Origin of the sequence: Nocardioides marmoribigeumensis (assembly GCF_031458325.1) — a bacterium.
Taxonomy (GTDB): Bacteria; Actinomycetota; Actinomycetes; order Propionibacteriales; family Nocardioidaceae; genus Marmoricola_A; species Marmoricola_A marmoribigeumensis.
In genome coordinates this window covers 1,877,700-1,902,599 of sequence record NZ_JAVDYG010000001.1, presented here as the reverse complement: position 1 = coordinate 1,902,599, position 24,900 = coordinate 1,877,700, and the positions used below count along the sequence as shown (strand labels likewise).

The window sequence follows — 24,900 nt, the reverse complement described above, 5'->3', positions numbered from 1 at the left end:
CGGTCCGCCCGGCCATCGCCCCCGTGCCCTCCCCGGGCCGGGGGCGGTGCCATGTCCGGCCCGTCTGATCTGGGCTGATCGGGGTGATTTGGGACCAAAGTCCGGACAAGCGGCCCGGAGGTCCCTACGCTCGAGGTGTCGCCCAGGGAGAGGGCGGCGACCACATCTGCTTGGGAGGGCAGACCACATGCGCATGTTCGGACTCGGATCGGCGCGACGCCTCACCGTCGCCACCGCCGCCACGCTGGGAGCCGCGCTCCTGGCCACCACCGGAGGGCAGGCCGTCGCGGACGGCCTCACCACCGACCCCGGCACCCTCGGCGAGGCGGTGCCCGGCACCTTCGTCACCGCCACCCTCAACGTGCTCGGCAACTCGCACACGGCCGGCGCGGACCCGCGCCCCTCGGGCACCACACGGATGGCCTGGTCGGTGCAGCTGCTCCGCGACAACGGCGTCGACCTGGTCGGCCTCCAGGAGCTGGAGAAGCCCCAGGCGCGCGCCTTCAACCGGATCGCGGGGGACACCTACCAGCTCTTCTTCCCCGGCAAGGACCCGCGGGACGCGATCGCGTTCCGCCGCGATCGCTTCGAGCTGGTCGGCACGGACTCCTCGCTCCGCATCCCCTACCGCCGCTTCGTGCGCACCATGCCCGTGGTGATCCTCCGCGACCGCGTGACCGGCAAGCGCACGGTCGTGATGTCGGTCCACAACGTGGCCGGCAAGGGCCTGAAGTGGCAGCGGCGTCGCAACATCTCGGTGCGCCGCGAGCTGGCCGCCGTGACCCGCCTGACCGCGCAGACCGGTCTGCCGGTGGTCTTCGTCGGCGACTTCAACGACCGCCGGGTGAACTTCTACTGCCGCATGGTCGCCAACGGTTTCACCTCGTCCTCGACCTGGTGGAGCACCCCGGCCGCGCCGACCACGGACCCGGTGACCGGCGAGGTCACCCCCGCTCCGTGCGCCCTGCCGCGGCGTGCCGGCATCGACTGGGTCTGGGGCACCCCGGGCGTCACGTTCTCCGGCTACCTCAAGGTCGACGGCGGACTGGTCGACTGGGCCACCGACCACCCGCTGGTGCTGGCCCGCACCAGCCTCTGACACACCCCTGCGGCGTACGACGTCGCGCCGGCCCGGCGCGGACCCTCAGCCACGCGGCCTCATCCGCGTGCGGGGGAGCGCCGGGGCCGGCAGCGGGTCGGGGGTGTCCTCGGGGAACGGCCCGAACCACTCCTCGCCCTCGAGCGGGCGGTCGGGCTCCTCGAAGCCGAGCTCGGCCTGGTAGCGGGCGCGGAAGTCGGCGACCTCCTCGTGGCTGCGGCCGACGAAGTTCCACCACATCACGATCTGCTCCCCGAACGGCTCGCCGCCGAGGAGCACCAGCCGCGCGTCCCCCGTGGCACCGTCGCCGGCCCGCAGCTCGAGGCGCTCGCGCCCGGGCGGCAGGTGGACCAGGTGGTCACGCGGGACGAGCACGTCGGAGGCCGGGTCGCCGTCCACCAGCCTCACCTCGCCGGTGTCGACGAGGACGGCGTGCTCGAACGCCGGGTCCAGGCCCGAGGACGCGTCGAGGACGAGGGAGCTGCCGGAGGGGAGCAGCACCTCGGCCCCGACCATCGGGCCGGTGCGGGGGTCGACGGGGGAGGTCTCGCCGGCCAGCGAGCCGAGGAACACCCGCAGCTCGGCGTCGCCGACGCGCACCGGGCGGGGCACGTGGTGGGCGAAGCCCGGCGGTGAGTGCCGGGTCGCCTCGGGCAGCGCGAACCACAGCTGGACGCCGTGCAGCACGGTCGTCTCCGCGGTGGAGAACTCCGAGTGGGTGATCCCGCGGCCCGCCAGCATGAGGTTGAGCTCGCCGGGGCGGACGCGGGCGGCGTGGCCCGCCGAGTCGAGGTGGTCGACCTCGCCGGTGAACAGCCAGCTCACCGTGGCCAGCCCGGTGTGGGGGTGCCGCGGCACCCTCATCCCCCCGGTGGTGCCGACCTCGTCCGGGCCGTAGTGGTCGAGGAAGCACCAGGGGCCCACGAGGCTCACCGCCCGCTGCGGCAGCGTCCTGCGGACGGTCATCGCGCGCGGCCCGCCCAGCGGCACCTCGCGTGGGGTCAGCACCTGCACGGCCGATGCGCCGGTGGGCGCGCAGCGGGTCTCGTCGGTGCTCTCGGGGTCGCTCGTGGGCCGGGTCATCGCCGTGCTCCTCAGACCCAGCGCCGGACGGTGCGGGTGTAGTCGGCGTAGTCCTGGCCGAAGACCCGGTGCAGGGCCCGCTCCTCGGGCGGCACCTGGATGCGGTCGATCGCCGCGACGAAGCCCGCCACGGGCAGCCACGTGAGCACGCCGCCCCGGGCGACGGCGTGCGCCGCCAGCACGGCGGCCATCCCGAGGTACATCGGGTTGCGGGTCCGCGCGAACGGCCCGTCGGTGACCAGCTGCTCGGCGCGGTCCGGGTGCAGCGGGTCGACCGTGGTCCCGCGCCGGCGGAACGTGCCGGCCGCGGACCCCATCAGCGCAACCGCACCGCCGCTCAGGCCGAGGCCCGCGGCGCGCCTGGGCCAGGACCCGCCCCCGGCGGGGGCGAGCCGGTGCTGCAGGAACAGCCCGGCCAGCCCGAGGAGGGGCGGGGGGACCTTGGCCTCGTACCACTGCGCGTCGCTGCTCGCCGGACTCATGCCCCGACTCTGGCGCGGCCGGGGGAGCAGGACAAGTGCCCCCTCGCGGTGGGTCAGTACAGGACGCGGTAGGGGGCGTCGGCGGTGTCCATCAGGTAGCCCGACGAGACGTACGACGGCGACACGCGCACGTGCTCGGGGCGGCCGATGCGTCGCCACGGGAGGACGAAGACGATCCGCCTGCGGGCCGGGGAGACCCGGACCGAGCAGCGGTGGCAGACGTACTCCGACCCGCCGGGCCTCCGGACGTGGACGCGGTAGCGGCCCTCGAGGGAGTTGGTGGTCACCGAGTAGCGGTTGGCCCGGAACCCCACGGTCCGGAAGCCCTGCCAGCGCACGTGGCGGTTGAGCTGGAGCTTGGCGATGAAGTACTCCCGGCCGTCGGTGACGTCGTGGTGGAACTTGACCCGGACGAGGTCGGGGAAGCGGGCGTCGACCAGGTCGCCGGCCGGGTCGTCGACGACCACGGCGTCGTAGATCCGCGCGTCGGCAGGGCCCGCGGACAGCAGCCCGGCGAGGAGGGCCAGCAGGACGGTCAGGACCGCGGCGACGGCGGACCGTGCGGACGCGGGACGTGGCGGCGTGGGGGACATACCTCGGGCTCCCAGGTGAGGCGGACGACCACGGTAACCCGCACGCAGGGGGCCCGTCCGGGCTTCCGGGGACCCGTAGCCTCGCCGCATGCCCGACTCCGTCCTGCGCCAGGTGTGGGCGGTCGAGCAGCTGCGGCTGAGCGGCGGCGAGACGGTGCTGGAGGTGGGCTGCGGCGACGGCACCGCCGCGGCACGGCTGTGCGAGGCCGTCGGGCCCGAGGGCCACGTGCTCGCGGTCGACCGGTCGGCGGAGGCGGTCGCGCAGGCGCGGGTGACCCTGGCCGGCTGGCTCGAGGAGGGCCGGGCCGTGCTCGTCCACGCGGACCTGCTGCACCTGGGGCCGGCGACGGCGTCCGTCGACCACGTGCTCGCGGTGTCGGTCCCGCCGGTGTGGCGCTCGGCCTACCTCACCTCCGAGGTGTGGCGGGTGCTGCGGCCAGGCGGATCCCTCCACCTGGTCGAGCACTCGCCCGGCTGGCACCACCCGGCCGACGTCGACGCGGGGGTGCGACCCGTGCTGGGGGCGCTGGCCGGCTACGGCTTCGGGACCGAGCCGCCGACCGTGCAGGCGCTCGGCGACGGGTACGCCGTCCATGTCCGGGCGGTCAGGCCCCTCTAGGATGCGGAGCCTGTCCGCGACCGACCGACGAAGGGACGTGCTGGTGCACCCGGCCTCGCCTCAGCCCGACCACCGGACGAGGCGCCTCGGGCGCCGCAGGAGCCCCCTCCTCGTCTCGCTGCTCCTCGCCGCGCTCGCCCTGACCGCGTGCAGTGGCGGGAATGACGCCCCCGAACGGTCGACGGGGTCGAACCCCGTGATCGACAAGTCGGGCGAGGTGCGCAACCCCACCTTCTACTACCAGGGCGCGCACCCCCTCAACGTGGGCGCCGACCTGTCCGCGCTGGGGAGCCCGTCGGTCGTGGTCACGACCGCCAAGGACAACGAGCGCAAGGCGGTCGACGCCATCCACGCGCTCGGCGCGAAGGCCTACCGCTACGTCCAGTTCTACTGGGCCCCGGACGACGAGGCCTACGAGGGCATCAACCTCAAGACCCATCCCGGCTGGGCGTTCTGCCGCTCCGGCGACGCGCCGGTCCTCGGGCGCCGCACGGGCAAGGGGTCCCAGGCCGCCGACTGGCACTTCATCGACGCCAACGAGAAGGCCGTGCGCGCCGAGATCCTCGACCAGCTCCGCAAGCTCGAGGCCGTGGGCTGGGACGGCGTGATGTTCGACCGCGGCGGCGCCGCGCTGACCAGCGCCGCCGACGCCCACCACCGGCCGGTGTGGAACGCCACCTCCTCGTGCACGTCCGACCCGCACCAGAAGGGCGCGACGTTCTCCGACGCCTACGTCGCGACCCTGGGTCTCGCGCGGCAGGCGGGCCTGAAGGTCATGCTCAACTACGGCACCTCGCCCTTCGACTCCCGCATCCCCCTGCGACCCGACCCCAAGGACCCGCGGTGCTCCGTGCGTGGTCGCCAGGGATGCCGCACCCTCGACGACGCGTGGGCCGGCGTCGACCTGGTGCTCAACGAGGCGATCGCCTTCCCCCGCGACCAGCACTGGAAGGAGACCTTCCGGGCCAACCGGCTCAGCGAGAAGGACCCCGACCACGGGCGCCGGACCGTCGGGCTCCTGACCACCTTCACCCTGGGCGGGCCGCGGGGCCAGAACCGCGCGACCGTCTACTACGAGTGGGCACGGGTGAAGCTCTTCGACCTCGCGCTCGCGGTCAACACCGGTGACGGCGGGTGCCCGAAGGGGGGCACCAGGAGCGGGGTGTGCAACCGCTACGCCCTCTACCCCGAGCTCACCGACGCCCAGCTGGGCGAGCCGGTCGACGAGGAGCCGGTCTCGCGCAAGTGCGTCTCCGACGTGCGGTGCGTGTGGTCGCGCACCTACGAGCACGGCGTGGTCCTGGTCAACGTCAGGCCCCGGCCCGTCCGCGGCCTCGAGGTCGAGATCCCCGGTGGCACGTGCCGTCACGTCGTGGACCTCTTCAGCGGCAAGCGGCTCGCCGACGACGCGTGCGTCCGGTCGGTCGAGGTCGACCTGCCGGCATGGGGCGGCCGGCCCCTGCTCCTCGTCGACGACCCGGCCTGAGACGGCCCCGGGATGGCGGTGGTCGACGGCGCGACGGTCTGGGCGGCCCTGACCGGCCTGGCCGCGGGGGCCGCGGTCCTCGTGCTGCCGGGTGCGGGCCTGCTGGCCGCTCGTGACGCCGTACGCCGCAGGGCGGGTCGCCAGCCCGGCCCGTCCTGGTCAGCCGGTGACCGCTTCGCCGCCGCTGTCTGCCTGAGCCTGGTCTCCGCGACCGTGCTGGGGGTCGCGCTGATCGGGCTCGCTCGGCTGTCCCCGGTGACGATGGGGTGGACGACCGGGCTGCTGGGGCTGGCCGGCCTGGTCGCGCTCCTGGCCGCCGTACGCCGGGTGCGGTGGCGGCACGCGCTGGTCGCGGCGTTCGTGCTCGTCGCCTCCGCGCCGCTGTCGGTCAGCGTCCTGGGTCGCGGCTACCGGCCCTCGCACAGCTACCAGTGGTTCTACTGGGGCCTGGGTCGCCAGCTGTCGCTGGCAGGTGGCGTGCCCGACCACGTGCTCGAGTGGGGCCGTGAGGTCCGGTGGCAGCCCGACTACCTCGACTTCAACCTGCTCTCCCAGGCGTTCCTGGGGCTCACCCCGCACCTGGCCGACCCGCTCGCGGTCGCGGTGTGGCGGCTGCCCATGACCCTCCTGCTCGTGGCCACCGCCTACCTCGCGCTGCGCTCGTGGTTCCGGCCCCTGCCGGCGGCCGCGGGGGTGCTCGTGCTGACCGCGACCACGTTCTTCGTCGAGACCGCGGGCAACAACTCGCCCGAGGCGCTCGGCATCGCCTTCGGGTTCGCGGCCGTGCGCCTGGCCGTCGTCGGCGTGCGCCGGTCCGAGCACCACCTGGTCCTGCTCGCCGCGGTGACCCTGGCCCTGGACGTCAGCGTGCACGGCATCGCCGCCGCGGTGACCGGCCTGGTGCTGGTGCCTGCGGTCCTGCTCGAGGTGGCCACCCGCCGGGAGGGCCTCTTCCGCCGTCTCGCGGTCCTCGGCCTCTCGGGGGTCGCCGCGGTCGTCGTCCTGGTCACCCAGGGCGTCGCCGTCCAGGGCCGGCCGAGCCCGCTGGCCGACGCCGGCAACCCCGCCCGTGGTTCCGGCGGGAGCGACCCGACCTTCGACTTCGTGCAGTTCAGCAACGGCCGCTTCGACCAGCCGGTGGTGCGGGACTCGCTGCGGGACTCGCTGCTCTCGCCGCTGCCCGCCCACGGGCTGCTCTCCTGGCACTGGGGCTGGCTGGTCGTGCTCGGGGTGGTCGGCCTGGCGGGCGCCGCGGTGTCGTGGCGCACGCGGGCCGCGCGCGGGGTGGGTGTCGCGGTCGCGGCGATGGGGCTGATGGCGGTGGCCGTCCTGTACTTCGAGCTGCGCTACGACACCTATGTGCCCGAGCACACGGGCAACGCCCGGATCGCCGGCTACTTCCCGCTGGGCTACTGCTTCATGGTGGCCGGCGGGGTGGCCGTCCTCGAGCGCCTCGCCGCCCGCGCCGCACGGCGCCCCCGGGCCGCCCGGGGCGCGGTCGTGGCGGTTGTCGCCGCGGTCCTCGTGCTGTCGGCGCCGCTGACCTACCGCACGATGCAGACCCGGCACGTCCTGGAGGGCGACGGCCTGGCGGCTCTGACCTGGATGCGCTCGCACCTCCCCCGCGGTTCCCGGGTGGTCTCCAACGTGGCCACCCGCGGGACGCTGGAGTACTTCAGCCACGTCGAGAACCCGCTCGAGGGCCGCCAGCCGCTGATCGAGGAGCGCGGGTTCCTCCAGGCGGCCGTGGCCGACCTGCGGGCCGTCCACGACTTCCTCGTGTCGCCGTCGCCGGGGGGCCTCGAGCGGGTCGGCGCCGACTACCTCCTGCTGGCCCGGCCCGCCGAGCTCGGATCGGGGCTGCAGTACGCCCGCCCCTCCTCGAGCCTGCGCAGCGCAGCGGACCTCGACCTGGTGTGGCGACAGGGCGACGTACGCCTGTTCAAGGCCCCCGGGACCCCGGTCGCCGTCGAGTCCGTGGGCCCCGCACGACCCCTCGGTGGAGCCGTGCTGGGCGGGTTCGCGGTCGTCGCCGCGGTGCTCGCCGGGGCCGTCCTCCTGCTGCGCCGTCTCGGTTCGCCCCGGAGCCACCCCGCCTCATAGGATTCGCGCAAACGTGTGTGAAGCGGACGCTCCTCGGGTGAGACTTGTCCGGTTACTTCTCACCAACGACGCAGGGGGAAACAACGGTGGCACGAGGTCTCGGACGACGGTCCGCACGTCGAGGGGTCGGGGTGCTCGCCGTCGCGGCGACCGCCCTGGTCGGTCTCTCGCTGGTCCAGGCGCCGGCCAACGGCGCGCCCGACGGCACGTCGGCCCGCGCGACGACGGTCAAGAACCCGTTCACGAACTCCAAGAAGCAGGTTCGCAACGGCGTCTTCTACTACGACGGCAGCACGCCGATCACCATGGCCAACGTGAGCACGCTGAAGCGGAAGTGGGGCCGCGCCGCGGTCGTGGTCACCACGGCCAAGCACCCGACCGACGAGACCCCGACGGTCAACGCGATCCACGCCACCGGCGCCAAGGCCTACCGCTACATCCAGTTCTTCTGGGCGCCGAGCAACGGCACCCAGGACCGGCTCGACATCAGCAACGGTGACGGCGCGTTCTGCTTCAACAAGGGCACGCTCCTCGACCCCAACGGCACGCCCGCCGTCGGCCGCAGGACCGATGGCGGCAAGACGACGTGGTGGTTCGTCGACGCCAACGAGCGGGCCGTCCAGACCCGGATCAAGAGCATCCTCGCCGACCTCAAGGCCGACGGCTGGGACGGCGTGATGTTCGACCGCGGCCAGGCCGCGACGCAGTACATCAAGGACATCAACGGGCGCCCCGTCTGGTCCGCCCAGTCGCAGTGCACCAGCGACCCGGTGGTCCAGGGCGCCACGTTCGCCGACTCCTACGTCTCGATGCTGCGCCTGGCGCGCGCGGTGGGCCTGGGCTCGGTCATGAACAACGGCCGCTCGCCGTTCGACCGGCCGGTGCGCATGCGCCCCGACCCCAAGGACGCGGACTGCCGCGCTGCCCGCTGGAGCGCCTGCACGTTCAAGAACGACATCTGGAACGCGGTGGACCTGATCCTCAGCGAGGTGCCCACCGCGCCCCGGATCAAGGACTGGAAGCGCCACTTCGCCGCCAACAAGCTCAACGAGCGCGACGCGACGCACGGCCACCGGGTGCTCAACCTGATCACCACCTCCAGCCTCGGCGGCCGGACCCACCAGAACCGGCGCGACGTGAGCTACGCCTGGTCGCGGGTCAAGCTGTTCAACCTGCCGGTCGCGGTCAACACCGGTGACGGCGGCTGCGGTCCCGACGGCAGCGACAGCGGCGTCTGCAACCGCTACGGCAACTACCCCGACCTGGTCAACACGACCTTCGGTGCCCCGCGCACGACCGGTCCGAGCCGGACCAAGTGCGCCAGCGGCAGCCTGGTCAGCTGCGTGTGGTTCCGTCCCTACGCCCTGGGCATGGACGTGGTCAACGTCAAGGGCACCACCAGCAAGCCGACGCTCAGCACGGGCCTGTCGACCTGCCGCTACGTCAAGGACGTCTACACCCGCAAGTACCTCGCGGGCGGTCGGTGCGTCAAGAAGTTCACGATCGCCATGGGCGCGTGGACCGGGCACCCGCTGCACTACAGCACCAGGAAGTGACCCTCGACCGAGACCCGCCGCGCCCTCGGGCCCGGCGGGTCTCGGCCTTGTCCGGTGCCTCAGGCCCGGCTCACGCCCCGCCGGCGTCGACTCTGCGCGGCCACCAGAACCGGTCACCGAGCCAGATCGCCAGGGCCGGCACGAGCACGGTGCGCACGAGCAGGGTGTCGATCAGCACGCCGATGCAGATGATCACCCCGAGCTGGGCGAGCACCACGAGGGGGAGCACCCCCAGGGCGGCGAACACCGCGGCCAGCAGCACGCCGGCGCTGGTGATCACCCCGCCCGTGCTGGCCAGGGCCCGCACCATCCCGTCGCGCAGGCCGTGCCCCGGGGTCTCCTCGAGCGCGCGGGTGACGAGGAAGATGTTGTAGTCCACACCGAGCGCGACCAGGAACAGGAACGCCAGCAGCGGCACGTTGGAGCTCATCGCCTCGAAGCCGAGGACCGGCCCGAACAGGAAGCCCGCGAGGCCCAGGCTGGCGAAGTAGGTCAGCACCACGCTGAGCACGAGCAGCAGCGGAGCCACCACCGAGCGCAGCAGCAGGGCCAGGCCGACCACCACGAGCCCGAGGATCAGCGGGATGATCAGGCCGCGGTCACGCTCGCTGCCCTTCTCCTCGTCGAGCGCGACCGCCTCGGTCCCGGTGACGTGCGTGCCGTCGTACGACGAGAGCGCGGAGCGCAGCGACTCGATGCGCGAGGCGGTGGACCCGGACCCGTCGAGGACGACGTCGACCTGGGCGACGCCGTCCCCCCGTGCACCCACGCGGGCGGACTCGACCCCGTCGACCCGTCCGGCCGCGGCGGCGACCTCGTCGGGGTCGGCCTCGGTGACGACCGCGAGGGGGTCGACGAGGCCGGCGGGGAAGGACTGCGCCACCCGGTCGGCGGCGGTGATCGACTCGGGGGTGTCGAGGAACTGGTCGGCGGTGCTCAGGCCGCTGTCGAGGCGCAGCGTGCCCAGGGCGACGCCGAGGAGCACGACGACCAGCGTGGCCGCCATGGCGACCGGACGCCGCGCGACGCCGTGGCCGACCCTGGCCCACAGCGAGCGGTCGTGGGACGGTGCCCGGCCGTCGTAGTGCGGGATGCGCGGCCAGAACGCCCAACGGCCGACCAGCACGAGCGCGCCGGGGAGCACCGCCATCACCATGACCCCCGCGGTGAGAACGCCGACCGCGCAGGCGAGCCCGAGGCCGCGGGTGGTCGGGAAGACCGAGAGGGCGAGGGTGACCAGCCCGATGACGACGGTGACCGCGCTCGGGACCACGGCCCGCAGGGTGGGCCGCAGGGCCGCCGCCATCGCCTCGCCGCGGTCCTCGTGCACGTGCAGCTCGTCGCGGTAGCGCGAGATCAGGAGCAGGGCGTAGTCGGTGCCTGCGCCGAACACCAGCACCGACAGGATGCCGATCGTCGACTCGTCCCACGGCACGTCGATCGCGGCGAGGAAGCGGGTGGCGAGCACGCCGGCGAGCTGGTCGGCGACGCCGACCACGGTGAGCGGGACCAGCCACAGGACAGGGCTGCGGTAGGTGATGAGCAGCAGCAGGGCGACGACCGCGCCCGTGACCGCGAGCAGCCGGAAGGTCGCGCCGTCGAACACCGAGGCGAGGTCGGCCTGGACCGCGGCCGGGCCGGTCACCTGGAACCGCACGTCCTGAGGGGCGGCCGTGTCGAGCCGGTCGCGCAGCCGGTCGATCGCCTCGGCGTTGGCCTCGTTGCCGAGGTCGGGGACCTGGAGCACGGTGAGGGCGGCGGTGCCGTCCTTGCTGGGCTGCACCGGCGGGCCGAGGACCTGCAGCCTCTCCTCGCTGTCGTCGCCGAGCACCCCGGGGCCGGCGGCGTCGGCGACCGCGGCAGCGATCCGGCGGGTCGCTGCCGGCGGCAGCGTGCCGTCGCCGGGCGCCGTGGCCACCACGACCGCCACCGAGCCGTCGGCCTCCGGCAGCCGCTGCTGCAGGGCCGTGCCCTCGGTGCTGTCCGCGCCCCTGGCGGCGGAGACGAGGGGGCCGACGGGCTGCTCGGCCTGTCCCACCGCCCCGATGAGGGCGCCGGCGGCGAGGAGGCCGAGCACCACCACCACCCAGGAGGTACGCCGAGCGGTCAGGAGTCGCAGCAGGCTCACGGGGGTCTCCGGGGGTAGGCTGAGGATGTCTCTCAAGAAGTTACTAACCCAGTTAGCGAGATTCAAATGGACGTCGCCCAGCGCCCAGCCGCGAGCTCACCGGCCCTGGTCGCGCTGCGTCGGCTGGTGGCGGTCGCCGAGCTGGTGCAGCCCGCCGTGGCCCAGCAGGCCGGCCTGACCCGCAGCGAGGTCCGGACGCTCGAGATGCTCGCGCGCGGGCCCCTCGGCCCGGCCGAGATCGCCCGGCGGCTCGACGTGAGCACGGCCGCCTCGTCGGGCATCGTGGACCGGCTGGTGGCCCACGGCCACGCGGTCCGCACCCCCCATCCCAGCGACCGGCGGCGGCTGGTCGTGGAGATCACCGACCGCGGCCGGGTCGACACCGTGCGGCTGCTCACCCCGATGCTCGAGCGGCTCGAGCAGCTCGACGCCGAGCTCGACGAGCACGACCGCGAGGTGGTGGCCCGCTTCCTGGAGGGCAGCGTCGAGGCGCTGCTGGCCGTCGTACCCCCGGAGGAGCGGCCGCACCCCGAGGCGCTCGGCTAGCTCGTCGCCGGACCGCCCTCGTCGTCCTTCTGCTCGGCCAGCCTGGCCACGCCGGTGTGCAGCCCGGCCTTCACCTTGTCGATCGTGCCGGAGTAGCGCTTCTCCGTGCGCTCGTCGACCTTGCCGGCGGTGCGCTCGATCAGCTCGCTGATCTGCTCCTCGCGTGCGGCGACGTAGCCGCCCACCGAGGTCACCGCCTTCTGCAGGTCCTTCTTGAGGTCGTCGCTGAGGCCCATGGGTCCAGTGTCCCCGACCCGGGTCGGCGCCACGGGGTTGTCCGCGGCGCACGGATGGCCCAGGGTGGGCCCGTGAGCGACTGGCCCGAGGACCCTGCCGACCGTCATCGCGTCGCGACCGAGCTCTTCGCCCGCCGGGTGCGCGGGGTGGAGGACTGGTCGGCCGACGCCCCGCCCGACGGCTGGGACGCGCGCGCGGTCGTGCACCACCTGCTCGAGTGGCTGCCGGGCCTGCTGAGCAGCAGCCTGGGCGTCGACCTGACCCCGGAGAGTCCCGACGACGACGGCCTGGCCGCGGCCTGGGACCGGCGCGGCGCCGAGGTGCAGCGCCTGCTCGACGACCCGGCGGAGGCCGGGCGTCCCTACACCTCCGAGATGTTCGGGGAGATGACGCTGGCCGACGTGGTCGACCGGTTCTACACCAACGACGTGGTCATGCACACGTGGGACCTGGCCCGGGCCACCGGCCAGGACGACCGCCTGCCCCGGACCTTCTGCGAGCAGTCCCTGGCCGGGATGGAGCCGATGGCCGACGTGCTCTCCGCCTCGGGCCAGTTCGGGCAGCGCGTGCCGGTGCCCGAGGGCGCCGACGTCCAGGACCGCCTGATCGGGCTGATCGGCCGCGACCCGGCCTGGTCGCCCCGCTCGAGGAGCTGACCTGACGGGGCGAGTCGGGCCCGCCGGCGACCCAGGGGACGTTTGAGGCTCTGGGGAACGAGCATGGGTTGTCCATGAGCGACTCCACGATCACCGTCGAACGCACCATCAACGCCTCCAGCGACGCCATCTTCGACGTCCTGAGCAACCCCGACCGGCACGCCGACCTCGACGGGTCGGGCTTCGTGACCGCGGTGGCCAAGGGTGACCGCATCGAGGGCGTCGGCGACTCGTTCCGGATGAACATGACCGGCGACCACATGGGTGGCGACTACCAGACCGACAACACCGTCACCGGCTTCGACAAGAACCACCTGCTGTCCTGGCAGACCGCGCCCGCGGGCAAGGAGCCCCCGGGCTGGGAGTGGGTGTGGGAGCTGGAGAGCCAGGGCTCCGACCGCACGCTCGTGCGCCACACCTACGACTGGAGCAAGGTCACCGACCGCGCGCTGCTCGACAAGGGCCTGTTCCCCCTGGTCTCGGCCGACCAGCTCGAGGACACCCTGCAGCGGCTCGACCAGCAGGTCACCGGCTCCTGAGGGTCGGCGAGGGCCTGAAGGGAGAGCGGGCGGGTGGCACGGAATGTCCCGTGCCACCCGCCCGTTGTCGTCTGACGTGAGCTCTCCCGCCCTCTCCGTCCTCGACCTCGTCCCGGTCCGCGAGGACCAGTCGACCAGCGACGCCCTCGCCGCGAGCCGGTCGCTGGCCCGCCGTGCCGACGACCTCGGCCTGCGCCGCTACTGGGTCGCCGAGCACCACAACATGCCGTCGGTCGCCGCGACCAACCCGGCCGTCCTGATCTCGATGCTGGCCGCGGCCACCGACCGCCTCCGCGTCGGGTCGGGCGGGGTGATGCTGCCCAACCACGCCCCGCTCGTGGTCGCCGAGCAGTTCGCGCTGCTCGAGGCCGCCCACCCCGGCCGCATCGACCTCGGCATCGGCCGCGCACCCGGCAGCGACCCGGTCACCAGCTGGGCGCTGCGCACCGGGTCGGGGATCGGTCCCGACGCGGTCAACGACTTCCCCGACCACGTGCGGCACGTGCTGGCGATGATGTCACCCGAAGGGGTCGCCCTCGATCTGCGCGGCCAGGAGTACGCCCTGCGCGCGACCCCGCAGGCGCGCTCGCGCCCGCCGGTCTGGCTGCTCGGCTCCTCGGACTACTCCGCCCGCCTCGCGGCGCAGGAGGGTCTGCCCTACGTCTTCGCCCACCACTTCTCGGGCCAGGGCACCGCCGAGGCGCTCGCGCTCTACCGCGAGAGCTTCCGGCCCAGCGCCCACGCCGAGCGTCCGACCACGTTCCTCACCGTCAACGCCTGCGTCGCCGACACCGCCGAGGAGGCTGAGCGCCTCGCCCGGCCCTACCTCCTGGCGATGGTCGCGCTGCGCACCGGCCAGCCGATGCGCGCCCAGGCCAGCGTGGAGAAGGCCGAGGCGGTCGACCTCCCGCCCGCCCACCAGCAGGTGTACGACGCGATGCGCGCGCGCTGGGTCGTCGGAGACCGGGAGACCGCGCGGGGCGAGGTGACGGCGCTCGCCGAGCGGTTCGGCGTCGACGAGGTGATGATCCATCCGGTGGCCGGTGAGCACGACGGCGCCGACGTGACCCTCTCGGCCGGACGCACGCGGACGCTCGAGCTGCTCGCCGGCTGAGCCGGCTGAGCTGCTCGGAGGGGGCGAGATCGCCACTGGTGCCCCTTTGGTGACCAACTTTCACAGATCGCCCTATCCTTCTGCGGTGAGCCCCGCCGCGGAACCGCCCGCCCCGACCCCGAGCGGGAGGCTCGCGCGGCCCCGCCGCCGGGCCGTCGTCGCCGGCGTCACGGTCGTGGTGCTCGCGGTCAGCGGGCTCGCCGTCCGCCTGGCGGTGTCCGACGGTGGGCCCGACCACCCCGAGGGGTCGGCGCGTCAGTCCGCCTCCCGGACCGAGCGCTGCGGCCCGTTGTCCTCCCGCGAGGTGCACGGTCAGCGCCCCGCCCACCTGCCCCGGCGGCTCACCCGCTTCTGGGGCGACGAGGCCATCTGCCGCGGGATGTGGCTCGGCGGGAGGATCGGCCGCTTCGTCCCGCAGGGGCTCGCCGTCCAGGGCCGCACCGGCTGGGTGACGGGCTACAACGGCAGCGCCCCGCGCAGCAAGCGGGCCTGTCGGCTGCTCCAGATCGACCTGCGCCGCGCGCGGGTCGTCAAGGTGCAGGCCAAGCTCCAGGGCGCCGTGCCGGGCCGCGGGACGACGTACTGCCGCCACGGCGGGGCCGTGGTGGCCGACGGACCCAAGCGGCTCTGGGTCGTGGAGACCCGCCGGCTGTGGCTGCTCGACCCGCACCGCATCGGGCACCAGGACGCGGTGCGCCGCGTCTGGCGCCTCGAGGACGGGGTGCGCGGCTCGGTCGGCGTCCTCGTGCCGGGCAGGGGGCTGGGCCTCGGACGCCACGCGGCGCCGGGCAAGGGCCGCATCGACTGGTTCGACCCCCGCCGGATCCGACGGTCCCCCCGCGGGGTGCTGCGTGCCCGCGAGACCGACCACGCCCCCAGCGGCCTGCAGGGCCTGACCTACGGCCGGCTGCGGGAGCGGGCGGCCAAGGGCCTGTGGGTCACCATGACGCGCAGCGGCTGCGGCGTCCTCATCGGACCCCGGGGCCAGCGCGTGCCGGTGGTGCCGGGTGCGGAGGGGATCGCCTTCGACGGCCGCGGTGGGCTCTGGATGCTCAGCGAGGCCAGCGTGCGGCTCTACTACGACCGCGGTGACGCGGTCGTCCCGCAGCTCGTGCGCTACTCCGTCGCGGACCTCGCCGACCAGATGAGCCTCCCAGGTGGGCAGCGCAAGGTGCGCCGCTGCCTCCGGATCGACCGGTGACCTGCCTGCCGGGTCAGGTGTGGCTCGGCGCGTGGGGGTCCAGCTCGTCCTCGACCCCGACGTCCCCGACGTCGGCGGCGTAGTCCTCCGCGCGCGTCTCGTCCTCGCCGCCGGCGACCCCGACCGCGCGGAACAGCAGCGTGAGCACGATCGTGACGACCAGGTTGGCGATCACCGCGAGCACGGCGATGTAGACCTTGGTCTCGGTGCCGGGCACGGCGACCAGCGGACCGCCGAAGTGGCTGCCGGGCTTGCCGACGACCTCGACGCCGTACGCCAGCCAGGTGCCCCAGGCCATGCCGACGGCCCAGCCGGCGAGCAGCGCCCACCGGTCGAACCACCGCGTGTAGAGCCCGACCACGAGCGCGGGGAGCGTCTGCAGGATCCAGACGCCGCCCAGCAGCTGGAGGTTGATCGCGAACTCCTTGGGGAGCCCGAGCACGAAGACCAGCGCCCCGACCTTGACCAGCAGCGAGACCACCTTGGCCTGCGTGGCCTCCTCCGACGCGGTCGCGTCGGGCTTGAGGAAGGCCTTGTAGATGTTGCGCGTCCAGAGGTTGGCCGCGGCGATCGACATGATCGCTGCGGGCACCAGCGCACCGATCGCGATCGCGGCGAACCCGACGCCGGCGAACCAGCTGGGGAACTCGTTCTCGAACAGCTGCGGCACGGCCTGCTGACCGTTGCTCACCTGCACCCCGGCCGCGATCGCGACGAAGCCGAGGAGGGCCAGCAGCCCCAGCAGGAAGGTGTACGCCGGCAGGAGCGCCGCGTTGCGCCGGATCACCGAGCGGTCGCGGGTCGACAGGACGCCGGTGACCGAGTGGGGGTACATGAACAGGGCGAGGGCCGACCCCAGCGCCAGCGAGGCGTAGGCCCACTGCGCCGTCGCGGGCGGCACGATCGCCTTGGGCGCAGCAGCGCCAGTCGCGATGGCGTCGGCGTTGTCCTTGTTGAACTTGTCGAACGACGCCCCGACGGCGTCGAAGATCGCGCCCCAGCCACCGAGCTTGGTGGGCAGGTAGATCACGGCCACGATGATGACGACGTAGATCAGCGCGTCCTTGACGAAGGCGATGAGCGCGGGGGCGCGCAGGCCCGAGGAGTAGGTGTAGGCGGCGAGCACGGCGAAGGCCAGGAACAGCGGCGCGTCCTGGACGATCCACGAGGCGTCCTCGCCGGCCTGCAGGCCCATCACCTGGAGCACGACCTCGATGCCGACCAGCTGCAGCGCGATGTAGGGCATCGTCGCGAGGATGCCGGTCAGGGCGATCGCCAGCGCCAGGGGCCGCGAGTCGTAGCGCCCGCGCACGAAGTCGGCCGGCGTGACGTAGCCGTGCCGGTGGCTGACCGACCACAGTCGCGGGAGGAACAGGAAGATGATCGGGTAGACCACGATCGTGTAGGGGACGGCGAAGAACCCGACCGCGCTGCCGGCGTACATCAGGGCCGGCACGGCCACGAAGGTGTACGCCGTGTAGAGGTCGCCGCCGATGAGGAACCAGGCGATGAAGGACCCGAACCCGCGACCGCCGAGGCCCCACTCGTCGAGGCTCCCCATGTCGTCGGCGCGACGCCACCGGGCCGCCGCGAAGCCCAGCACGGTGACGAGCAGGAACAGGAAGACGAAGACGCTGACCGCCACGGCGTCCATCAGCGACCACCCCGTCCCGGTCGAGCCGCCCGAGCCGCCCGGTCGCGGGCGTCGGCCCTCCGCGACAGCGCGAACGCGGCGAGGGTGAGCACCGCTGCCACCGGGATCAGGGCGAACTGGAACCAGAAGTAGAAGGGGAACCCGGCCAGCTCGGGATCGGTCCGGTCGTAGATCCCGACCAGGAGCGGGAGCACGACGGCCGGCGCGAGGAGCGCCCAGATCGCGACCCACAGGCCCCGGGAGGCCGAGCCCTCGGGGGGCGGCGGGACCTGGTCGTCGGCCGGGGTGGGGCGGGGTGCGGACATGGCGAATCCTCCCGAGTGGGGACCAACGGCCCCATGAGACTCCCCTCGGTGCGCGTGGTCAAGACCCCCGGGCGAGCCGGAGGCCCGGGACCACCTGGTCCCGGGCCTCCACGTCGCCTGCCGTGCTCAGGTCACCCTGCGCGGTAGGCCGTCCACATCTGCTGCATCCGGCTGGTCTGGCCGGCGGTGAACTGGTTGTAGCAGCTGTCGTAGGAGTAGTCCATGTAGTTGTGGATCGGGTCGAGACCCGGCTGGTTGCGGCACGAGTCCCGCCCCTCGGGGCAGCCGGTCGTCGCGCTCCTCTGGGCCGGGGTGTCGCTCACCTCGTCGCCCGGGTTCTGGCAGCCGCCCTGGAACGTGTGGTAGAGCCCGAGCCAGTGGCCGGCCTCGTGCGTCGCGGTCTCGCCGAGGTTGTAGTTGGCGATGCTCCCGCCCGGGAGCGAGGAGTACTGCACCCGGATCCCGTCGATGGCGGGGTTGGCGGCGTAGTCCCACGGGAAGGTCGCGATGCCGAGGTAGGAGAAGTCGACCAGCCAGATGTTGAGCGCGTTCTTGCCGCCCAGGCGCGTGGCGGCCCGGTAGGTCGTGCTCTGCTGGTCGGTGTGCCACGCGTCGTTGGCGTGCCGGTCGAGGCCGGCGAGCGTGAAGCTGAAGCCCGTGTTGGACGCCGCCGACGACTCCTGCCCGGCGTAGGTCTTGTTGAGCACCGCGATCTGCTGGGTGACCTGGGAGTTGCTCACGTCGCCGTCGCCGTTGCTGGCGGTCATCACGTGGACGTAGACCGGGACGGAGACGGGCGTCACCGTGCCGCCGGTGGAGCCCCCACCGCCACCGCCACCGGGCTTCTTGCCGCCCTTGCCCTTCGCGGCGAGGATCCTGGCCGTCTGGCGCTCGATCGCGCGCTGCTGGGCCGCGCTGACCGCGGCGTGGTCGAGGCCCCCGTGGCCCCCGCGCGCCGCGGAGCCGCCGATGCCCCAGGCCGAGGGGTCGAAGCAGGTCGAGGTGGTGCTGCCGCCGTCGCTCGCCGCCGGCATGGCGGAGGCAGGGCTCAGGGCACCGAGCAGGAGCACGCCACCGGCGAGGGTCACCAGGCCCAGCCGAGAGGGGCGTCGGGCACGTCGCGTCATCGAGCGTCCTTTCGGGGCCCGCAGCGGGCCGTCCGATGGATCATGCATCAGGGACCGGTCGACCGGGAGGGGGTTCGCCCGATTCGTGGTGGTGCGAGTTCGTGCACGGCCGATCCGTGCAGGAGGGCCGGACCGGTCAGGCCGCGCCCGCGTCGCGGAAGCGCAGCGCGAGCAGCGCTACGTCGTCGTCGAGGTCGCCGGGTGCCATCACCTCGAGCAGGCTGTCGACGAAGAGCTCCAGCGGGAGGCGGTGGTGCGCGGCGGCCGCCGCCGCCAGGCGGTCCAGCCCCTCGGTCAGGTCCTCGCCCCGCCGCTCGGTCAGCCCGTCGGTGAACAGCAGGACCGTCCCGCCGCGCGGCACGAGCGCGACGTGGTCGGACCGCGTGACGTGCGGGTCGACCCCCACCATGACGTCGGTGTGGGAGAAGTCGGCGTCCTCCAGCCAGCGGACCCGGCCGTCCTCCTCGAGCAGCAGCGGCGGGGGGTGACCGGCGTTGGTCCACCGCAGCAGGTGGCGTCCCTCGTCGTCGGCCTCCGAGGACAGGTGGGCGCTCACCATCGTCGCCACGCCCTCCTCGCCCACGTCGAGCAGGAAGCGGTCGAGCCGGCCCACGTTGCCGGCCGGGGTGTCCTCGACGCCCCACGACAGCGACCGCATCATCGTGCGCACCTGGACCATGGTCGCCGCGGAGGCGGTGTTGTGCCCGGCCACGTCACCGATGACCACGGCGACGTCGCCCGAGGGCAGCGGGAACACGTCGTACCAGTCGCCGCCGATGCGGTCGTGCTCCGAGGCGGGGAGGTAGCGGGCCGCGAGCTCGAGGGTCGGGATCTCGGGCAGGCGCGGGAGCAGCCCCTTCTGGAAGGTGAGGAGGGAGCGGCTGCGCTCCTCGGCGTAGACCGCGCGGCGGACCGCCTGGGCGACGGCCTGGGCGGCCATCTGCAGGGTCGACCGCAGGTCCTCGGTGAACTCCAGGGGCTCGTCCCAGACGACCACGAGCGTGCCGAAGGCGCGGCCCTCGGCGAGCAGGGGCAGGAGGGCCCGGGCCTCGCCGGAGCTCACCGACGTCGTGACGGCCGGGAAGTCGAGCAGCTGGGCGGCGTGGGTCGGGTAGTAGAGGGGGTGCGCCTCGACCAGGGCCGCGCCCACCGGGTTGGCGGTGCTGAGCGGGATGCGGACGTACTCCAGGGCGGCCGCCCACGGCGTGGCCGTGGGCACGAAGCGCAGGACGTCGGGGTCGGCCAGGCCGGCCGAGGGCCGCAGCCAGATGCCGCACTTGCCGGCGCCCAGGTGCTCGCGCACGACCTGCTCGGTGGCCAGCGCCACCTCCCCGGTGGTCGAGGCCTGCACGAGGGCGTTGCTCAGCGACAGCGCCACCCGGCTGCGCTCGTGGAGGTCGAGGGCCTCGCGCTCGCGCCGCATGGCCTCGTCGGCCAGCTCGCGGGAGGCGAGCTCGCCGGAGCAGGCGAGGGCCAGGTCGGCCAGCGCGCCCATCTCGTCGTGGCTCCAGCGGCGCGAGCAGGTGTCGATCGCGGCGAGCGCCCCGACGACCTCCCCGGCGGCGTTGGTGATCGGGTGGCCGGCGTAGGCCACGACGCCCATCTCCACGATGGCGGGGTTGGCGCGCAGCCGGATGTGCTCGCGGGCGTCGTCGACGACCAGCGGCTCGGCGTCGTGCACGACGTGCTGGCAGAAGGAGTAGGCCAGCGGTGTCTCCCGCGTGAGGGCCCACGGGTCGCCGAGGCCGACGGCCCCGGGGAACCACTGCCGGTCCTGCTCGACGAGGGTGACCAGGGCTGTCGGGACGTCCAGCGCGCGGCGGACGAGCCTGGCGAAGTGGTCGAAGGAGCCGGCCGCGATGTCCACCCGCACGTGGGGATGGTGGAGCTCAGCAGGCATCGGGCCAGGTTATCCCCCCGTCGGGTGACTCCCCGGAGCGCATCCGCGGGGCCGCACCCCTCCCCAAAGCAGCGAAGTCGACCTATTTTGTCCGTAGGGCGGATCGCCCGCTGGGGCGAGGGGACAGGTCGTTGGGGACTGGGCACGTGAGTGACCACGCGAGCGATCACGTGGGGGGACACGTGATGGGCCCGCGACACGAGCACTCCGCCGAGACCGAGGCCGGCCTGGCCGCGCTCGACGGCGTGACCGACCTGATCGCCTCCATGCACGCCTCGAGCGACGTGCTGACGATGCTCCAGCGCGTCGTCGACGGGGTCGTCGCGCGCCTGGGCTTCCAGGTCGCGCTGGTCGACCGTCTCGACGACAGCGGCCCGATGCACATGTTCGAGGCCGTGGCCGTCGCCGGGGACCCCGCGGGCTGCGCGGTCCTGCTCAACCGGCGCATCCCGGCCCAGGGGATGCTCGAGGAGATCGACCTGGCCGAGCACTGGGGCTCGCTGCGCTTCCTGCCGCACGACCGGCTGCCGAAGGACGCGGCGAGCACCTGGGTGCCCGACATCCCGGTGCCCGTCGACCCCGACGCGTGGCACCCGCTCGACGCGCTCTACGCCCCGCTGATCGGCCCCGGCGGCGACCTCCTCGGCGTCCTCAGCGTCGACCTCCCCGAGCACGGACGCCGCCCCACCCTCGCGGAGCGCCGCGTCCTCGAGGTGTACGCCGTCCAGGCCGGCCTCGCGCTGCACCACGCGCACGAGCGGGCGGTGCTCGAGGAGCGGCTGCGGATCGACCAGGCCGTGCGCGAGGTGGTCGAGGCCGCCGCGGCGGGCCTGGACATCGTCGACGTGCTCACGGCCTGCCACGACCCGCTGCTGGAGGGCTTCGGCTGCGACCTGGTGCGGATCAGGCTCTTCATGGACCTGGAGTCCCCCGAGGCGCCGCCGATCGACCGCGCGCGGGTGCAGGTCGACCGCGACGGGCTCCTCTACCCGGCCGAGGAGATCAGCGCGCTCAAGCCGCTGGCCGACCGGCTGGGGGAGGAGGAGGCCGCCGAGCTCGGGGTCGTCATCTCCCGCGCGACGCGCAAGATGGTCCACGGCACCTGGCCCCACCGCACGATCACCATCACCGCCGAGGGGGACGACGCGGGCGACATCCTGACGGTCGAGGAGAGCGCCGCGGTGCGCCTGGTCGTGCAGGAGTTCGGCGCCGCCAGCGTCACCTTCGTGCCGATCGGGGCGGGCACCGAGGTGCTGGGCTACCTCACCCTCTTCCGGCTCGGCACCCATGCCCGGTGGTCGGTCCAGGAGCGGGAGGCGGCGCTGGAGATCGGTCGCGAGATCGGCCTCGCCGTACGCCGCGCGCGGCTCTACCAGCGCGAGCGCCTCCTCGTGGCCCAGCTGACCGACCTCGACCACTACAAGGGCGAGATGATCCGCAGCGTCACCCACGAGCTGAAGAACATGATGACCGCGATCCGCGGCCACACCGAGCTGCTCGGGGAGGTCCTCGACGAGGACAGCATCCCGGCCAGGAGCGTGCGCGTGATCTCCCGCAACGTCGACCGGCTCGACCGGCTCTGCGCCGACATGCTCATGCTCGCGCGGGTCAACGAGGGCCGCCGTCCGTTCGTGCCCGTGCCGGTCGACCTGCGCGCGGTCGTCGAGGACGCCATGGCCGGACAGTCGGTCGAGCACCTGCGGCCGCAGCTGGAGGTCACCGGGCCCGGCGGTGAGGGCGTGCTGCTCGTGCGGGGGATGCCGGAGGAGCTGCTGATGGCGGTGGGCAACGTCTACGCCAACGCGGTCAAGTACACCCCCGACGGCGGCAGCGTGGAGGTCTCCCTCGAGCGCCGTGGCCGTGACGCGGTCCTCTCGGTCACCGACACCGGGATCGGGATCGCCGAGGGCGACCTCGCCACCCTGTTCGACGAGTTCGACCGCTCGTCCAACCCCGACGCCAAGCGGCGTCCGGGGTCCGGCCTCGGGCTCGCGATCGTCAAGCGGGTGATGGCGCGCCACCACGGCCGCGTCGAGGTGGACTCGGAGCTGGGCCGGGGCAGCACCTTCCGCCTCGTGGTCCCGGCCTGGGAGACCTGAGCCTCACGCCCTCGGCTGTCTGGGCGGCCTCCACGTGGGTACGTTTGTATCGATCAAGAGACTCCAGCCCCACCCCGAGGAGCCCTGTGCAGGCCTGGCCCGGCAACCCCTATCCGCTCGGAGCGACCTATGACGGCTCCGGCACCAACTTCGCCCTCTTCAGCGAGGTCGCCGAGCGCGTCGAGCTCTGCCTGTTCGACGTCGGACCGCGCGGCAAGCGCACCGAGACCCGCGTCGAGCTGACCGAGGTCGACGCCTTCGTCTGGCACTGCTACCTCCCGCAGGTGCAGCCCGGCCAGCGCTACGGCTTCCGCGTCCACGGTCCCTACGACCCCGAGCGCGGTCACCGCTGCAACCCCAACAAGCTCCTCCTCGACCCCTACGCCAAGGCGACCGACGGCGAGATCGACTGGGACCAGGCGCTGTTCGGCTACCAGTTCGGCGACGAGTCCAACGCCCTCACCATCGAGGGGCGCAACGACGAGGACTCCGCGGGCCACATGACCCTCGGCGTCGTGATCAACCCGTTCTTCGACTGGGAGGGCGACCGACGCCCCCACACGCCGTACAACGAGACGCTGATCTACGAGGCGCACGTCAAGGGCCTGACCTTCCGGCACCCCGAGGTGCCCGAGGCGCTGCGCGGGACCTACGCCGGGGTCGCGCACCCGGCGGTCATCGCCCACCTCAAGAAGCTCGGCGTCACCGCGATCGAGCTCATGCCGGTCCACCAGTTCGTGCAGGACTCCACCCTGCTGGACAAGGGGCTGCGCAACTACTGGGGCTACAACACCCTCGCGTTCCTCGCCCCGCACGCCGACTACGCCTCCTCGGCGGTCGGTGGCCAGCAGGTGCAGGAGTTCAAGAGCATGGTCAAGGAGCTCCACGCCGCCGGCATCGAGGTGATCCTCGACGTGGTCTACAACCACACCGCCGAGGGCAACCACCTCGGGCCGACCCTGAGCTACCGCGGCATCGACAACGCGCAGTACTACCGCCTGGTCGACGACGACCCGAAGTACTACATGGACTACACCGGCACCGGCAACTCCTTCAACGTCCGCAACCCCCACTCGCTGCAGCTGATCATGGACTCGCTGCGCTACTGGGTGACCGAGATGCACGTCGACGGCTTCCGCTTCGACCTCGCCTCCGCCCTGGCGCGCGAGTTCTACGACGTCGACCGGCTCTCGACGTTCTTCGAGCTCGTGCAGCAGGACCCGGTCGTCAGCCAGGTCAAGCTGATCGCCGAGCCCTGGGACGTCGGCCCCGGTGGCTACCAGGTCGGCAACTTCCCGCCGCAGTGGACGGAGTGGAACGGCCAGTACCGCGACACCGTGCGCGACTACTGGCGCGGCGAGGGATCGCTCGGCGAGTTCGCCTCCCGGCTCGCGGGCTCCGCGGACTTCTACGAGCACTCCGGCCGCCGGCCGTTCGCCAGCATCAACTTCGTCACCGCCCACGACGGCTTCACGCTGCGCGACCTGGTGTCCTACAACGACAAGCACAACGAGGCCAACGGCGAGGACAGCCGCGACGGCGAGAGCCACAACCGGTCGTGGAACCACGGCGTCGAGGGCCCGACCGACGACATCGAGGTGCTGGCGCTGCGCGCGCGTGCGCAGCGCAACTTCATCACCACGCTCCTGCTCAGCCAGGGCGTGCCGATGATCCTGCACGGCGACGAGCTGGGGCGCACCCAGCAGGGCAACAACAACACCTACGCCCAGGACTCCGAGATCTCCTGGATGGATTGGGACAACATCGACCAGCCGCTGGTGGAGTTCACCTCCACGGTCTCACGGCTGCGTCGCGAGCACCCGACCTTCCGCCGCAAGCGGTTCTTCACCGGCGACACGGTCCGCACCGGTGACGGCACCCGGCTCAACGACATCGTGTGGCTGCACCCCAGCGGCGACCCGATGGAGGACAGCTCCTGGCACGACGGCGCCAAGGCGATCGGGATGTACCTCAACGGTCACGGCATTCCCAGCCTCGACCGGACCGGCAACCCGATCAGCGACGACCACTTCCTGCTCTACTTCAACGGCGGCCACGACGACGTCGAGGTGGTCGTCCCGCCCGACGAGTACGCCCGCGCCTGGGACGAGGTGATCGACACCGCCGGGGCCGCGCTGGCCGACAAGCCGCACCAGCCCGGTGACCGCATCACCCTCCTGGCGGGCAGCGTGCTGGTGCTGAAGGAGCACGCCCCGTCCGTGGCCGACCCCGACTCCAGCGTCGCGGCCTCCCTCGCCGCGCTCTCCGAGCAGGCGCCGGACGCCTGACCGCCGCTGGGGCCCAACGCCCGGCGCCGGCGCCCGGCGCCGTCGTACTCCGACGTATGCGTGGTGGATGTCCGATTTGTCCAGC

The 24,900-nt window shown here is 73.1% G+C and carries 21 protein-coding genes; 12 read left to right on the top strand and 9 right to left on the bottom strand.

Going from position 1 to position 24,900, the window contains the following annotated elements; genetic code table 11:
• Positions 1-193: 193 nt before the first annotated feature.
• The gene (locus J2S63_RS09110; RefSeq protein WP_310301516.1) at positions 194-1,099 is read left to right on the top strand and encodes an endonuclease/exonuclease/phosphatase family protein; all 906 of its coding nucleotides are present in this window, start codon (positions 194-196) and stop codon (positions 1,097-1,099) included.
• 45 nt (positions 1,100-1,144) lie between these two features.
• Here the strand turns inward: J2S63_RS09110 and J2S63_RS09105 are convergent, their stop codons facing one another.
• From J2S63_RS09105 to J2S63_RS09095, 3 genes are read right to left on the bottom strand one after another with little or no spacing between them, the layout of a single operon-like run.
• On the bottom strand, positions 1,145-2,182 hold the full coding sequence (locus J2S63_RS09105; protein WP_310301514.1) for a pirin family protein: 1,038 nt from the start codon (positions 2,180-2,182) through the stop codon (positions 1,145-1,147).
• A gap of 11 nt (positions 2,183-2,193) precedes the next feature.
• A complete protein-coding gene (locus J2S63_RS09100) occupies positions 2,194-2,664 on the bottom strand; it encodes a methyltransferase family protein (RefSeq protein ID WP_310301512.1) in 471 nt (156 codons plus the stop codon).
• A 53-nt stretch (positions 2,665-2,717) separates the two neighbouring features.
• Positions 2,718-3,257, bottom strand: coding sequence for a hypothetical protein (locus J2S63_RS09095; protein WP_310301509.1), 540 nt, complete (start codon positions 3,255-3,257; stop codon positions 2,718-2,720).
• Between the two features lie 88 nt (positions 3,258-3,345).
• On the opposite strand from J2S63_RS09095, the gene J2S63_RS09090 reads away from it, so the two are divergent.
• From J2S63_RS09090 to J2S63_RS09075, 4 genes are all read left to right on the top strand, one after another.
• Positions 3,346-3,876: a class I SAM-dependent methyltransferase gene (locus tag J2S63_RS09090; protein WP_310301507.1), complete on the top strand. Its 531-nt coding sequence runs from the start codon at positions 3,346-3,348 to the stop codon at positions 3,874-3,876.
• Positions 3,877-4,072: 196 nt separating this feature from the next.
• Positions 4,073-5,362 (top strand): hypothetical protein, encoded by a 1,290-nt coding sequence (locus J2S63_RS09085; protein ID WP_310301503.1) that lies wholly within the window; start codon positions 4,073-4,075, stop codon positions 5,360-5,362.
• A gap of 12 nt (positions 5,363-5,374) precedes the next feature.
• The gene (locus tag J2S63_RS09080) at positions 5,375-7,465 is read left to right on the top strand and encodes a hypothetical protein (RefSeq protein WP_310301501.1); all 2,091 of its coding nucleotides are present in this window, start codon (positions 5,375-5,377) and stop codon (positions 7,463-7,465) included.
• 131 nt (positions 7,466-7,596) lie between these two features.
• Complete coding sequence (locus tag J2S63_RS09075) at positions 7,597-9,021, top strand: hypothetical protein (protein WP_310301499.1); 1,425 nt, start codon at positions 7,597-7,599, stop codon at positions 9,019-9,021.
• Between the two features lie 70 nt (positions 9,022-9,091).
• Here J2S63_RS09075 and J2S63_RS09070 read toward each other — a convergent pair whose 3' ends face one another.
• Positions 9,092-11,149, bottom strand: a complete 2,058-nt coding sequence (locus J2S63_RS09070; RefSeq protein ID WP_310301496.1) for an MMPL family transporter — start codon at positions 11,147-11,149, stop codon at positions 9,092-9,094.
• A gap of 66 nt (positions 11,150-11,215) precedes the next feature.
• Between J2S63_RS09070 and J2S63_RS09065 the strand changes: the two genes are divergently transcribed.
• A complete protein-coding gene (locus J2S63_RS09065; protein ID WP_310301494.1) occupies positions 11,216-11,695 on the top strand; it encodes a MarR family winged helix-turn-helix transcriptional regulator in 480 nt (159 codons plus the stop codon).
• Here J2S63_RS09065 and J2S63_RS09060 read toward each other — a convergent pair.
• Complete coding sequence (locus tag J2S63_RS09060) at positions 11,692-11,931, bottom strand: hypothetical protein (protein WP_310301492.1); 240 nt, start codon at positions 11,929-11,931, stop codon at positions 11,692-11,694. The genes J2S63_RS09065 and J2S63_RS09060 overlap by 4 nt on opposite strands.
• Before the next feature lie 72 nt (positions 11,932-12,003).
• On the opposite strand from J2S63_RS09060, the gene J2S63_RS09055 reads away from it, so the two are divergent.
• From J2S63_RS09055 to J2S63_RS09040, 4 genes are all read left to right on the top strand, one after another.
• Complete coding sequence (locus tag J2S63_RS09055) at positions 12,004-12,588, top strand: TIGR03086 family metal-binding protein (RefSeq protein ID WP_310301490.1); 585 nt, start codon at positions 12,004-12,006, stop codon at positions 12,586-12,588.
• 74 nt (positions 12,589-12,662) lie between these two features.
• Positions 12,663-13,127: an SRPBCC family protein gene (locus J2S63_RS09050; protein WP_310301487.1), complete on the top strand. Its 465-nt coding sequence runs from the start codon at positions 12,663-12,665 to the stop codon at positions 13,125-13,127.
• 76 nt (positions 13,128-13,203) lie between these two features.
• Positions 13,204-14,241, top strand: a complete 1,038-nt coding sequence (locus J2S63_RS09045) for an LLM class flavin-dependent oxidoreductase (RefSeq protein ID WP_310301484.1) — start codon at positions 13,204-13,206, stop codon at positions 14,239-14,241.
• Between the two features lie 85 nt (positions 14,242-14,326).
• Positions 14,327-15,442 carry a hypothetical protein gene (locus J2S63_RS09040; protein ID WP_310301481.1) on the top strand — a complete coding sequence of 372 codons (1,116 nt, stop codon included), beginning with the start codon at positions 14,327-14,329 and terminating at the stop codon, positions 15,440-15,442.
• Between the two features lie 13 nt (positions 15,443-15,455).
• Here J2S63_RS09040 and mctP read toward each other — a convergent pair whose 3' ends face one another.
• From mctP to J2S63_RS09020, 4 genes are all read right to left on the bottom strand, one after another.
• Positions 15,456-17,096 (bottom strand): monocarboxylate uptake permease MctP, encoded by a 1,641-nt coding sequence (gene mctP / locus J2S63_RS09035; protein WP_310301478.1) that lies wholly within the window; start codon positions 17,094-17,096, stop codon positions 15,456-15,458.
• Complete coding sequence (locus tag J2S63_RS09030) at positions 17,096-17,401, bottom strand: DUF3311 domain-containing protein (RefSeq protein ID WP_310301475.1); 306 nt, start codon at positions 17,399-17,401, stop codon at positions 17,096-17,098. Before J2S63_RS09030 ends, mctP begins: the two co-directional genes overlap by 1 nt.
• Before the next feature lie 131 nt (positions 17,402-17,532).
• A complete protein-coding gene (locus J2S63_RS09025; RefSeq protein ID WP_310301472.1) occupies positions 17,533-18,528 on the bottom strand; it encodes a zinc metalloprotease in 996 nt (331 codons plus the stop codon).
• Between the two features lie 136 nt (positions 18,529-18,664).
• Entirely contained in the window at positions 18,665-20,428 is a 1,764-nt protein-coding gene (locus J2S63_RS09020; RefSeq protein ID WP_310301468.1) for a SpoIIE family protein phosphatase, read from the bottom strand.
• Between the two features lie 185 nt (positions 20,429-20,613).
• On the opposite strand from J2S63_RS09020, the gene J2S63_RS09015 reads away from it, so the two are divergent.
• Together J2S63_RS09015 and glgX are read left to right on the top strand one after the other, a co-directional pair.
• Positions 20,614-22,527, top strand: coding sequence for a sensor histidine kinase (locus J2S63_RS09015; protein WP_310301465.1), 1,914 nt, complete (start codon positions 20,614-20,616; stop codon positions 22,525-22,527).
• Positions 22,528-22,613: 86 nt separating this feature from the next.
• Positions 22,614-24,815 carry a glycogen debranching protein GlgX gene (gene glgX / locus J2S63_RS09010; RefSeq protein ID WP_310301462.1) on the top strand — a complete coding sequence of 734 codons (2,202 nt, stop codon included), beginning with the start codon at positions 22,614-22,616 and terminating at the stop codon, positions 24,813-24,815.
• The last annotated feature ends 85 nt before the right edge of the window (positions 24,816-24,900 follow it).

Excerpts from the sequence above, each read along its gene's own strand:
- J2S63_RS09050 (WP_310301487.1), top strand. The coding sequence starts at position 12,663 with ATGAGCGACTCCACGATCACCGTCGAACGCACCATCAACGCCTCCAGC.
- J2S63_RS09060 (WP_310301492.1), bottom strand. The coding sequence starts at position 11,931 with ATGGGCCTCAGCGACGACCTCAAGAAGGACCTGCAGAAGGCGGTGACC.
- J2S63_RS09025 (WP_310301472.1), bottom strand. The coding sequence starts at position 18,528 with ATGACGCGACGTGCCCGACGCCCCTCTCGGCTGGGCCTGGTGACCCTC.
- J2S63_RS09080 (WP_310301501.1), top strand. The coding sequence starts at position 5,375 with ATGGCGGTGGTCGACGGCGCGACGGTCTGGGCGGCCCTGACCGGCCTG.
- J2S63_RS09065 (WP_310301494.1), top strand. The coding sequence starts at position 11,216 with ATGGACGTCGCCCAGCGCCCAGCCGCGAGCTCACCGGCCCTGGTCGCG.
- J2S63_RS09095 (WP_310301509.1), bottom strand. The coding sequence starts at position 3,257 with ATGTCCCCCACGCCGCCACGTCCCGCGTCCGCACGGTCCGCCGTCGCC.
- J2S63_RS09090 (WP_310301507.1), top strand. The coding sequence starts at position 3,346 with ATGCCCGACTCCGTCCTGCGCCAGGTGTGGGCGGTCGAGCAGCTGCGG.
- J2S63_RS09020 (WP_310301468.1), bottom strand. The coding sequence starts at position 20,428 with ATGCCTGCTGAGCTCCACCATCCCCACGTGCGGGTGGACATCGCGGCC.
- J2S63_RS09110 (WP_310301516.1), top strand. The coding sequence starts at position 194 with ATGTTCGGACTCGGATCGGCGCGACGCCTCACCGTCGCCACCGCCGCC.
- mctP (WP_310301478.1), bottom strand. The coding sequence starts at position 17,096 with ATGGACGCCGTGGCGGTCAGCGTCTTCGTCTTCCTGTTCCTGCTCGTC.
- J2S63_RS09015 (WP_310301465.1), top strand. The coding sequence starts at position 20,614 with ATGGGCCCGCGACACGAGCACTCCGCCGAGACCGAGGCCGGCCTGGCC.
- J2S63_RS09100 (WP_310301512.1), bottom strand. The coding sequence starts at position 2,664 with ATGAGTCCGGCGAGCAGCGACGCGCAGTGGTACGAGGCCAAGGTCCCC.
- J2S63_RS09105 (WP_310301514.1), bottom strand. The coding sequence starts at position 2,182 with ATGACCCGGCCCACGAGCGACCCCGAGAGCACCGACGAGACCCGCTGC.
- J2S63_RS09030 (WP_310301475.1), bottom strand. The coding sequence starts at position 17,401 with ATGTCCGCACCCCGCCCCACCCCGGCCGACGACCAGGTCCCGCCGCCC.